An 11,042-nucleotide genomic window follows, 5' to 3' on the forward strand; every position below is an offset into this window, starting at 1 on the left:
GGGGCATGATGGATGAGTCATTCCATCTTGAATCACGCTCACGCCCGCCTGTCCAGGCTATGTTAACGCCTATGGGGGTAAGCCTCCCTTAACCATTGTCGGCGCTATGATCAGACTGGAACCAAATAGCTAAGGGCAGCCGGCGATGGGCAACGATACGATGGTGGGCGGCAAAGAGGCGGTCTATGACGTCTCGGTGGAATGCTATGCCGTGCTGGGCACCGCCAACCTCCCGATCGCCCAGCTTCTGAAGCTGGGCCGCGGCGCCGTGGTGGAACTGGACCGCAAGGTCAACGACCCGGTCGATCTGTACGTCAACCGCAAGAAGATCGCCAAGGCGGAAGTGGTGGTGGTCGAGGACCATCTGGCCGTCACCGTCACCGAGGTCCTGAAGCGTGCCGCCGATTGAGCCTGGCCGCATTTCGCTGGTTCCCTTCGCCCCCGGCTCGCCGCTGAATACCGCCGAGCTGTCGCGCTTGGCCGATGCGCTGGCCGACATTCTCAATACCGACATGGGGGGCGCCAGCACCGGCCAACAGGCGCTGGACTACGCCATCCAATGGTGCCACCAGCACAAGGCCGTCAATTACGTGGTCCTCCTGGACGGCGACAAGGTGGTCGGCAACATCTCGCTGTCGCATATCGACCAAGATGCCCGAACCGCCCGCTGCGGCTGGATCGTCGCCAAAGCGTACCAGGAATTGGGAATCGAGGACGCGGCGGTTGACGCCATCATCGCCATCGCCATTCGCCAGGGAATCACGGTCCTGGGCAGCAAATGCCGCAAGGACGACCAAGACGGACAAGAGTTCTGGCGCCGGCGCGGCGCAGGCTTCGTGCCGACCACGCGGGACAGCCACATCCTGGCCCAATTGACGTTGGCGGCGGATTAACTGGAATCCGGCGCCGCTTGGTGCCACCATCCGGGCAGATCATCCCTGCCTGCCCGACGGAACCATGAAAAAAGACTCTCAGATCGTCCATGCCGGCCGCCACCCCGAGCGGCATTTCGGCGCCGTCAACCCGCCGGTCTATCACGCCTCGACCATCCTGCACCCGTCGGTGGCGGCGATGGAGGCCAGCGGCAAGCATCCGTTCGAGGGCGTGCGCTACGGCCGCTTCGGCACGCCGACCACCTTCGCCTTCGAGGAAGCCATGGCGGTGGTCGAGGGCGGCCATAAGAGTGTCGCCACCTCGTCGGGCCTGGCCGCCATCACTGGCGCATTGCTGGCTTTCCTGAAGGCCGGCGACCATCTGCTGATGGTCGACAGTACCTATTTCCCGACCCGCAAGTTCTGCGATTCGGTGCTGACCGGATTGGGCATCGAGACCACCTATTACGACCCGCTGGTGGGCGCCGGCATCTCTGGCCTGATCCGGCCCAACACCCGGGTCGTCTTCACCGAATCGCCCGGGTCCTTGACCTTCGAGGTTCAGGACATCCCGGCCATCGCCGAAATCGCCCACGCGGCCGGCGCGGTGGTGATGATGGACAATACCTGGGGCGTGCTGACCTTCCAGCCCTTCGCCCATGGGGTGGACGTGTCGATCCAGGCCTGCACCAAATACGTGGTCGGCCATGCCGACGCCATGCTGGGCGCCATCACCCTGGCCACCGAGGAAAGCTGGCTGAAGGTCAAAAGCTCGGTCGCCGCCTTCGGCCATTCGCCGGGTGCCGAGGAATTGTATCTGGGCCTTCGCGGCCTGCGCACCCTGCCGGTCCGCCTGCGTCACCACGGCCAAACCGCGCTGGCCCTGTGCCGGTGGCTGGAAACCCGCCGCGAGATCGAGCGCGTGCTGTACCCTGCCCTGCCATCGGACCCCGGCCACACTGTGTGGAAGCGCGACTTCACCGGCGCCTGCGGCCTGTTCGGGCTGATCTTGAGGCCTGCCACCAAGGCAGCGGTCGATGCCATGCTGGACGGGTTCAGCCATTTCAAGCTGGGTTTCTCGTGGGGTGGGTTCGAAAGCCTGGTGATCCCGACCACCGGTCATTCCATCATCCGCACCGCCAGTTCCTGGGCGCCGTCCGGGCCATCCTTGCGCTTCCATGCCGGGCTGGAGGACGCGGCCGACCTGCAGGCCGACCTGGAAGCCGGCTTCGCGCGGCTGAAGGCGGCTGCCTGACATGCGGCGGCTGGCATTGCTCCTGGCCTTTCTGCTGCCCTGGCCGGCCTGGGCGCACCCTCATGTGCTGATCGACGCCCACATCATCGTCTTGTTCGACAAGGGGCTGATCACCGCCCTGCAGATCGGCTGGAAGTTCGACCCGGTCTATTCCGGCTCGCTGGTCGCCGATTTCGACAAGGACAAGAACGCCACCCTGTCGGCGAAGGAAATCGCCGACATCGAAAGGGACGCCTTCCAGGACACCGCCCAGCACCAGTACTTCACCCATGCCAGCATCGACGGCCAGCCGGTCCAGTGGACGCGTGCCAGCAATTTCACCTTGCTGGTGCAAAAAGATACCCTGATCTACGGCTTCAAGCTGGCCCTGCCCCAGCCGATCGATCCGCGCAGCCACGCCTTCAAGGTCTCGACCTACGAGGAAAGCTTCTATATCGACATCGACATCCCCAACGACGCCGCCATCCGTCTGGTCGGCGACGGCTCGGCCGGCTGCCGGGCGACCTTGAGCGAGGACCGCGCCACCCCGCTGCTGGGCGGCGCCGCCTATCCCAAGAAGATGGTGGTGACATGCGAGCCCTAAGCCTGGTCTTGTGCCTGCTGCCGAATTGGGCCTGGGCGGCGCTGTCGCCGCCGCCGACCGGATCAGGCTTCGACCTGCCCGAACCGCTGCGGTCCATCGCCCAATGGGCCTTCGCCTTCCAGCGCACCCTGAACGCCGAGATGCGCCAGCACCTGGCGGCGATGAAAGAGACCGGCGCCATCGAGCCGGCCCTGGCCCTGATGCTGGCAGCCTTCCTGTACGGAATATTCCACGCCATCGGCCCCGGCCACGGCAAGGTGGTGATCGGCGCCTGGTTCGCCAGCCGCCGCGCCCGCATCGCCTATGGACTGGCCGCGTGCGCCCTTTCGGCGCTGGTCCAGGCCGGATCGGCCATCGCCGCCGTGCTGCTGCTGGCTGGCGCCTTGTCGCTGGCGCCTCGCGACGTCATGGCCCACGCCGCCTGGCTGGAAGTCGCCTCCTATGGCCTGATCACCGCCATTGGGCTGTTCATGCTGGTGCAGGCCTTGCGCGGCAAGCATGGCTGCGGCCACGATCACGACCACCATGAACACGGCCCCCAATGCGCTCACCATCATCACCACCAGCAGGATCGCGGCCTGTGGGCGATGGCGGCGGCGGTGGGCTTTCGGCCCTGTTCCGGCGCCATCCTGGTGCTGCTGTTCACCCTGGCGGGCGGCCTGTTGTGGGTCGGCATCCTGGCCACCCTGGCCATGGCCGTCGGCGTGGCCTTGACGGTGTCGGGCATCGGCCTGTCGGCCCTGGGCCTCAACCGCCTGCTGGAGCGCCTGTTTGGCGCCTCGGCCAAGTCGGATACCTGGCGCCGGGTCCTGGGTCTGGCCGGCGCCCTGGCCATCACCCTGCTGGGCATCAGCCTGCTGGCCGGAGTTTGGGTCAACGGCCCGGCGCTGACGGGTTAAAGCAACCCAGCCACCGTTTCCGGCGCCAGCGCCGAGCCGTCCTGGCCGACCTTGGCCGAGCCCCACCTGACCGCCACCGCCAGTGCGTCCTCCATCTCGGCGCCGCCGACCAAAGCGTGGCACAGGCCGGCGGCAAAGGCGTCACCCGCCCCGGTGGAATCGACGGCCTGCACCTCGGGTGAGGGCTGGCGCAGATGGCGGGCGGCGGAAAAGGCCTCGGCGCCGTCGGCGCCCCGGGTCAGCACCATCCATTCCAGCCGGGTGCCGGCGGCCATCAGGCCGGCGGTGACCGGCTCGGCCAGCAGATCGGGCGGCAAATCCGAGGCCGAGGCGACGATCACCTGGGCCGGAAACACCCCCGGCTCGATCGGCGGGATATGCGCAACCACCTTGCAAAAACGTCCCTTCTCGGCCAGCAGCGGCGCCAGCCCGACAGCGCGGGTGCGGACATAGACCAGGTCGGCCGGGATATCCAGCAGGCGGGCCGGCGGCTGTTCCTCCTTGGCGCGACCCAGATTGACGATGGTCCGCTCGCCGATGGGATCGACCATGACGATCGAGCGGGTGCTGCCGCCCTTGACCCGGCGGATCGCCGAAACATCGACGCCCGATCGCGCCAGAGCCTCGATCTGCCAATCGCCGTCATCGTCCTCGCCGACGGCGGCGACCAGGGTAACGGTATGGCCGGCCGCCGCCAGCGCCACCGCGCTGTTGGCGCCGCCGCCGCCTAAGCGCGGCACCTCCATGGTGCCGTTCAGATGCGCCCCTTCGCGGCACCGTTCGGTCAACCGCACCACCTCGTCGGTGGCGACGCTGCCTACCACCACGATCCGCGCCATGATCCGCTCCCCCTTCCTTTATGCATACCCACCCTGACGTTATCAGGGGATGACTGAGGCGATGGTCTCGCCATATAAACCGTCCAGACGGTACAGTAAGGCCAGCCAGTCCATGACCACTCCATCCACCCGCGAAAAGATCCTCGACGCAGCCATGTCGATCATGCGCGACCACGGCGTCGCCAAGCTGACGCTGGACCAGGCCGCCCGCGTCGCAGGAGTGTCCAAGGGCGGTGTATTATACCACTTCAAAAGCAAGGACGATCTGATTCGCGGCATGGTCCAACGCATGACCGATTCCTGCGACGCGCTTCACCACCGTTATTACGCCGAACAGCCCGAAGGCCCCTATCGCTGGGCCCGGACCGTGGTGCACACCGCCTTCGACCCCCAGGGCCCGGCCGGCGATCCGGTCAGCGGCGCCCTGTTGGCGGCGATGGCGGTCAATCCCGATTTGATGGCGCCGATCCAGGCCAAGTACGCCGAATGGGTCGAGCGCGTGATGAGCGACAGCCCCGATCCCGCCAGGGCCGCCCTGGTCTGTTCGGCCATGGACGGGGTCGTGTTCCAGCGCATCCTCGGCCTGTGCCAGGGCTGCGAAAAAGATGCCGAGCGCCTGAAGCAGGCCGCTCTCGACCTGCTGAAGGAGTAAGGATCATGAACGTCAAGCGCATGGGCATCATGCTGGCCGGTAGCGCCATCGTGTTCGGCGGCGTCCTGGGCTTCGTCCAGTTCCGCGACAAGATGATCAAGGATTACTTCGCCAACATGCCCAAGCCGGTGATCGCCGTCACCGCCCAGCCGGCCGAGCTGACCTCGTGGCAGGACAGCCTGTCGGCGGTCGGCACCCTGTCCGCCGTCAACGGCGTCGATATCGCCGCGCAAGGGGCCGGTCTGGTCAAGGATATCAGCTTCCAATCCGGTCAGAATGTGAAGAAGGGCCAGGTGCTGTTGCGCCTGGATACCGATGTCGAGATGGCCGACCTGCGCTCGGCCCAGGCCGATACCGACCTGGCCCGCATCTCGGCCAACCGCCAACGGACCCTGGTCAAGACCGACGCGGTCAGCAAGGCCGCCGTCGACAAGGCCGAGGCCGAGCTGAAGGTCAAGGAGGCCAAGGTCGCCGGCATCCGCGCCCTTGTCGACAAGAAATCGGTCACCGCCCCGTTCGAGGGCATCTTGGGCGTGCGCAAGATCGATCTGGGCCAGTATCTGCAACCCGGCCAGGCCATCGTCAACCTGCAGGACCTGTCGACCATGCTGGCCGACTTCACGGTGTCGCAGCGCGACCTGGCGGCGTTGGCCCCCGGCCAGACGGTGCGCATGACCACCGACGCCTGGCCCGGCCATGCGTTCGAGGGCACCATCGCCGCCATCGAGCCCCAGGTCGAGGCCAAGACCGGCATGGTCGCCGCCCAGGCCCGTTTCCCCAATATCGAAGGCCGCCTGCGGCCGGGCATGTTCGCCCGCATCGAGATCCCCCGGCGCGGCACCGAACAGGTGGTGACGGTGCCGGCCCAGGCGATTTCCTACAACCTGCACGGCGACGCCTTGTTCGTGGTCGAGGACGGGCCCGAGGGCAAGCAGGTCAGCCGCGTGGTGGTCGAACTGGGCGAGCGCAAGGATGGCCGAGTGGTGATCAAGAGCGGCCTGAAGCCGGGCGCCCTGGTGGTCACCGCCGGGCAGTTGAAGCTGGAGCACGGATCGAAGGTCCAGATGGACGGCGCCGATCCCCTGAAACAATCGGCAAAGGCCAACTGAGATGTTCGACATCTTCATCAAACGCCCGGTTCTGGCCAGCGTGGTCAGCCTGTTGATCCTGTTCGTCGGCCTGCGCGCCCTGATGATGCTGCCGGTCCGCCAGTATCCGGAAATGAAGAACACCGTGATCACGGTGACCACCACCTATCCCGGTGCCGATGCCGACCTGATCCAGGGCTTCATCACCCAGCCGCTGCAAAAGGCCATGGCGACGGCGTCGGGGCTGGATTACCTGACGTCGCGCTCGTTCCAGGGGGTGTCCGAGGTGAAGGCCTATGTCCGCCTGAACGAGGACCCCGACGCGGCCATGACCGAGGTGATGAGCAAGACCAACGAGGTCCGCTCGCTGCTGCCCCGGGGCATCAACGACCCGGTCATCAAGAAGGAAACCGGCCAGACCTTCGCCTCGGCCTATCTGGCCTTCTCGTCGGACCGCTTAAGCCAGGAACAGATCACCGACTACGTCAACCGGGTGATCCAGCCCAAGCTGGCCTCGGTGCCGGGCGTCGCCAACCCGGCGGTTTACGGCGGCCAGAAATTCTCGATGCGGGTGTGGCTGGACCCGGAAAAGCTGGCCCAGTTCGGCATCTCGGCCGACGAGGTCAAGCTGGCACTGACCAGCAACAATTATTCCTCGGCGGCGGGCAGCACCAAGGGCGCCTTCGACGTCGTCTCGACCCAGGCCGAGACCGACCTGACCACCGCCGACGATTTCCGCAAGCTGGTGATCCGCCATTCGGGGACCAGCCTGATCCGCCTGGCCGACGTCGCCGAGGTGTCGATGGGGGCGGAAAGCGACGACATGGCGGTCTATGCCAGCGGCAAGCGGGCCATCTTCGTCGGCATCTACACCACCCCCGAGGCCAACCCGCTGACGGTCATCCGTCAGGTGCGCGAACACACCCTGCCGGCCATCGAGGCGCAATTGCCGCCCGGCCTGACCGCCCAGGTCGCCTATGATTCCACCATCTTCATCGAGGCGGCCATCCGCGAGGTGATCAAGACCATCCTGGAAGCGGCGGTGATCGTGATGATCGTCATCTTCGCCTTCATGGGCTCGGTGCGCTCGGTGATGATCCCGGTGGTGACGGTGCCGCTGTCCCTGATCGGCGTGGCGCTGTTCCTGCTGGCCTTGGGCTTTTCCATCAATCTTCTGACCCTGCTGGCCATGGTGCTGGCCATCGGATTGGTGGTCGATGACGCCATCGTGGTGGTGGAAAACGTCCATCGCCATATCGAGGAAGGCCTGTCGCCGTTCCAGGCGGCCATCGTCGGCACCCGCGAGATCGCCACCCCGGTCATCTCGATGACCATCACCCTGGCCGCCGTCTATGCCCCCATCGCCTTCATGGGCGGCCTGACCGGCGCGCTGTTCAAGGAATTCGCCATGGCGCTGGCCGGCTCGGTGATCGTGTCGGGCATCGTCGCCCTGACCCTGTCGCCGATGATGTGCTCGCGCATCCTGAAGCATGACGACGACAAGAAGGGCCTGTCAGCCCGCATTGACAAAATGTTCGCCGCCATCCAGACCCGCTATGGGCGCTGGCTGAAAGCCTCGCTGACCGACCGCTCGTCAACCGTGGCGTTTACACTGATTGTTGTTGCCGTTTTACCGTTTCTTTTCAAGGCCGTGCCGACCGAACTTGCGCCAGAAGAGGACCAAGGCGTGGTGTTCACCGCCTTCACCGGACCGGCCTCGGCCAACATCGATTACATGGATGCCTTCCTCCATCAGGTCGAGCACGCCCTGGGCAGCTTCCCGGAAATCCGCGACACCTTCATGATCGCCGGCATGGGTGCCGTCAACCAGGGCTTCGGCGGCGCCGTCACCAAGCCGTGGGATCAGCGGGCCAGGTCAACCAAGGAGTTGACGCCGATCTTCCAGCAGGCGGTGGACAAGGTGTCGGGGGTCAAGGCGTCGGTGTTCGCACCGCCGCCCCTGCCCGGTTCCGACGGCCTGCCGGTACAGTTCGCCGTCACCGCCACCAGCGACTACCGGGTGCTGAACGACCTGCAGGCCGAGATGATGAAGCGGGCCCAATCGTCGGGTCTGTTCGCCTTCATCGATTCCGACCTGAAGTTCGAAAGCCCGCAGACCATCGTCGATATCGACCGCGACAAGGCCGCCGCCTATGGCGTCACCATGCAGCAGATCGGCGAGGCGCTGGCCACCATGACCGGCGGCAATTACGTCAATCTGGTCAACCTGCAGGGCCGGTCCTATCAGGTCATCCCGCAGGTGTCGCGCGACTTCCGCCTGGACCCGCGCCAGCTGGGCCGCTTCCACGTCACCGCCACCGACGGCGCCGCCATTCCACTGTCGTCGCTGGTGACCCTGTCGGCCGCCGTCAAGCCGGTCAGCTTGAACCAGTTCAACCAGTTGAACAGCTTCACCATCCAGGCCTTCCCGATGCCGGGCGTCACCCTGGGCCAGGCGCTGGACTTCCTGGACCGCATCGCCCTTGAAGTGCTGCCGCAAGGGGTGAGTACCGACAAGGCCGGCCAGTCGCGCCAGTATGTCCAGGAAGGCAGTTCCCTGGCGGTGACCTTCGTGTTCGCCCTGGTGATCATCTTCCTCGTGCTGGCCGCCCAGTTCGAAAGCTTCCGCGACCCCTTGGTGATCCTGGTGTCGGTGCCCTTGTCGCTGTCGGGCGCGCTGATCCCGCTGGCCCTGGGGGTGGCCAGCATGAACATCTACACCCAGGTCGGACTGATCACCCTGATCGGCCTGATCACCAAGCACGGCATCTTGATCTGCGAGGTGGCGCGCGAGCGCCAGGAACAAGACGGCCTTAGCCGCATCGAGGCGGTCCAGGTGGCGGCCAGCCTGCGCCTGCGGCCGATCCTGATGACCACGGCGGCGATGGTCACCGGCCTGGTGCCGCTGCTGATCGCCAGCGGGGCCGGTGCGGCCAGCCGCTTCTCGATCGCCGTTGTGATCGTCGCCGGCATGAGCATCGGCACCTTGTTCACCTTGTTCGTGCTGCCGGTGATCTACTCGTTCCTGGCGACCGAACGGGGCCGGGCGGAAAAGGCCGCCGAGGACGGCCACAAGATCGCCGAGCCGGCCGAATGAGCGATTGCTGGTTCACCACCTCGACTGTCACCTGCCCGGCCTGCGGCGCCCGGCAGGAAGAAGAGATGCCCGGCCAGTTGTGGGCGTTGACCTGCAAGGCCTGCGGCCACGTCATGCACCCGCCCAAGGGCGAATGCTGCGTGTTCTGCGCCTATGGCGACGTGCCCTGCCCGGACAGCCAGATTGGGCGGTCGTGTTCGTGCGGGAATGAGGAATAAGCGGGCGATGACGCACTGGACTTGGTTAGGATTTTCTGCGACGAGAAGTGGCATTGTACGAATGTCACGGTGATCAAAGATTATGGGTAATCCAGGCAATTCCAGTCGCGACAAACTTATTTCGATCATCCTGCCCACCATCCGGCCTGACTTGGCCGGGGCGGCTCTGCAAAGCATCGTCGCCTGCAGCGACGATGTCCGTTATGAAATCGTCGTCGTGTCGCCGTTTCCTGTCCAGGGCAAGAACATCGTCCACGTCAAGGAAGAGGTGCCGAAGGGAAATTGCGCCGCCCATGCCATGGGCTACCAGGCGTCATCGGGCGACATCATCGTCGCAATGAGCGACGACCACATCGCCCTTGATGGCTGGTTGACCCCGGTCCAGTCGTTCATCGAACAGCGCGAAACACAATATTTTCCGTTCTGCGCAGGCATCAACAGACCGCAATCACCCTGGTTCGGAGCCGTCTACGGGCTGTACTACCCCTACTTCCCGGTTCTGTCCCGCCAGTCGGCGGAAGCGATCGGCGGGTTCTTCTCACCGGATTTTACCGCCCATTTCGGCGACCCTGATCTGGCGATGCGGGTATGGAAGGCCGGGGGGGGGGGGAGATGCGAACTGCTGTACGAAGCCAATCTTGCGCCGAACAAGCTGGTGCCGACATCAAAGGAATCGGCCCACAAGCATACCTCGCTGGAAAAGGACCTGGCGACCTTCACGGCCCTCTACCATCAAGATTTCGGCCGGGGGTTCAGCCGTGACCTCAAGGATATCAATTCCAATTACGCAATCCATCACCTGAGGGACAGAACCTTCATGGCACGGGTTCCTCAGCGCCACTATATGGCCGAACTGGAGCAGAGGCACCGCAAGGCCCTCGGAATGTAGTCCCGGCGCTTTGCGAAGATAGTGACCGCACCCAGGGCCGATGGCATGATGTGTCTCTGGTCATCGCACCGGGCAAAATCGAGGACGTGATGGCGACGGTTAGTTCGGTTCCGGATCAGTTGTTGAATCAGGTGGTGTCGGTGTTCCACCCCCGGCGGGTCATCCTGTTCGGCAGCCGGGCACGTGGTGATGCCCGCTTGGACAGCGATATTGATCTTGTGGTGGAATTAGACAACGACGCGCCGCCGGAAATGATGTCGGCCAAGGTGATCCATTCCGCCCGAGCGGGCTATCACGAGCCGGTCGATATCCTGCCGTGCCGCGAGGGAGTGCTTAAGGAACGGGCACGAGCGATCGGTTCATTCGCTCACACCGTCCTGACTGAGGGCGTGGTCGTCTATGAGCGACCCTGACCCGCAAACCCTGCGGCAATGGGCAGAAGCCGGCCAGTGGTTCGCCAAGGCCGATGAAGATATTTGCATGGCGGAAATGCGAGCCACCATTGATCGATCCGGCCGCTTTCCACTGTCAGCAGGCCGCCGAGAAGATCATCAAGGGCCTGTTGCTGAGTATCCCCCCGGTGACGGCCGCCTGTTCGAGCGGCCCTTGCTCTGAGATTCTGCCAGCCTGATTGGCGTTGGTGGTGGCGG

General features: G+C 65.0%; 13 protein-coding genes. 12 read left to right on the plus strand and 1 reads right to left on the minus strand.

Going from position 1 to position 11,042, the window contains the following annotated elements:
- Window positions 1–145 precede the first annotated feature (145 nt).
- The 5 genes from fliN (at window position 146) to A6A05_RS18305 (ending at window position 3,609) form a co-directional block, all read left to right on the plus strand.
- A complete protein-coding gene (fliN, locus tag A6A05_RS18285; RefSeq protein WP_068504364.1) occupies window positions 146–409 on the plus strand; it encodes a flagellar motor switch protein FliN in 264 nt (87 codons plus the stop codon).
- A complete protein-coding gene (locus A6A05_RS18290) occupies window positions 396–893 on the plus strand; it encodes a GNAT family N-acetyltransferase (protein WP_068504366.1) in 498 nt (165 codons plus the stop codon). The genes fliN and A6A05_RS18290 overlap by 14 nt, the downstream gene beginning before the upstream one ends.
- Before the next feature lie 64 nt (window positions 894–957).
- Entirely contained in the window at window positions 958–2,127 is a 1,170-nt protein-coding gene (gene metC, locus A6A05_RS18295; RefSeq protein WP_068504367.1) for a cystathionine beta-lyase, read from the plus strand.
- A 1-nt stretch (window position 2,128) separates the two neighbouring features.
- The gene (locus A6A05_RS18300) at window positions 2,129–2,710 is read left to right on the plus strand and encodes a DUF1007 family protein (protein WP_068504369.1); all 582 of its coding nucleotides are present in this window, start codon (window positions 2,129–2,131) and stop codon (window positions 2,708–2,710) included.
- Entirely contained in the window at window positions 2,698–3,609 is a 912-nt protein-coding gene (locus A6A05_RS18305; RefSeq protein ID WP_068504371.1) for a nickel/cobalt transporter, read from the plus strand. The genes A6A05_RS18300 and A6A05_RS18305 overlap by 13 nt, the downstream gene beginning before the upstream one ends.
- Here A6A05_RS18305 and A6A05_RS18310 read toward each other — a convergent pair.
- A complete protein-coding gene (locus tag A6A05_RS18310) occupies window positions 3,606–4,448 on the minus strand; it encodes a carbohydrate kinase family protein (protein ID WP_068504373.1) in 843 nt (280 codons plus the stop codon). The genes A6A05_RS18305 and A6A05_RS18310 overlap by 4 nt on opposite strands.
- A 112-nt stretch (window positions 4,449–4,560) precedes the next feature.
- On the opposite strand from A6A05_RS18310, the gene A6A05_RS18315 reads away from it, so the two are divergent.
- The 7 genes from A6A05_RS18315 to A6A05_RS22275 all read left to right on the plus strand — a co-directional run bounded on the left by A6A05_RS18315 (window position 4,561) and on the right by A6A05_RS22275 (window position 11,023).
- Window positions 4,561–5,100, plus strand: coding sequence for a TetR/AcrR family transcriptional regulator (locus A6A05_RS18315; RefSeq protein ID WP_068504374.1), 540 nt, complete (start codon window positions 4,561–4,563; stop codon window positions 5,098–5,100).
- 5 nt (window positions 5,101–5,105) lie between these two features.
- Window positions 5,106–6,209, plus strand: coding sequence for an efflux RND transporter periplasmic adaptor subunit (locus tag A6A05_RS18320; protein WP_068504377.1), 1,104 nt, complete (start codon window positions 5,106–5,108; stop codon window positions 6,207–6,209).
- Between the two features lies 1 nt (window position 6,210).
- On the plus strand, window positions 6,211–9,285 hold the full coding sequence (locus tag A6A05_RS18325; protein ID WP_068504378.1) for an efflux RND transporter permease subunit: 3,075 nt from the start codon (window positions 6,211–6,213) through the stop codon (window positions 9,283–9,285).
- A complete protein-coding gene (locus A6A05_RS18330) occupies window positions 9,282–9,503 on the plus strand; it encodes a GDCCVxC domain-containing (seleno)protein (RefSeq protein WP_068504380.1) in 222 nt (73 codons plus the stop codon). Before A6A05_RS18325 ends, A6A05_RS18330 begins: the two co-directional genes overlap by 4 nt.
- 82 nt (window positions 9,504–9,585) lie before the next feature.
- Window positions 9,586–10,392, plus strand: a complete 807-nt coding sequence (locus A6A05_RS18335; RefSeq protein ID WP_068504382.1) for a glycosyltransferase family 2 protein — start codon at window positions 9,586–9,588, stop codon at window positions 10,390–10,392.
- A 50-nt stretch (window positions 10,393–10,442) separates the two neighbouring features.
- Window positions 10,443–10,805, plus strand: a complete 363-nt coding sequence (locus A6A05_RS18340; protein ID WP_245644367.1) for a nucleotidyltransferase family protein — start codon at window positions 10,443–10,445, stop codon at window positions 10,803–10,805.
- Window positions 10,806–10,858: 53 nt separating this feature from the next.
- Window positions 10,859–11,023 (plus strand): HEPN domain-containing protein, encoded by a 165-nt coding sequence (locus A6A05_RS22275; protein WP_425411951.1) that lies wholly within the window; start codon window positions 10,859–10,861, stop codon window positions 11,021–11,023.
- Window positions 11,024–11,042: the final 19 nt, after the last annotated feature.

The sequence above is a fragment of the Magnetospirillum moscoviense genome (genome assembly GCF_001650635.1).
Taxonomy (GTDB): domain Bacteria; phylum Pseudomonadota; class Alphaproteobacteria; order Rhodospirillales; family Magnetospirillaceae; genus Magnetospirillum; species Magnetospirillum moscoviense.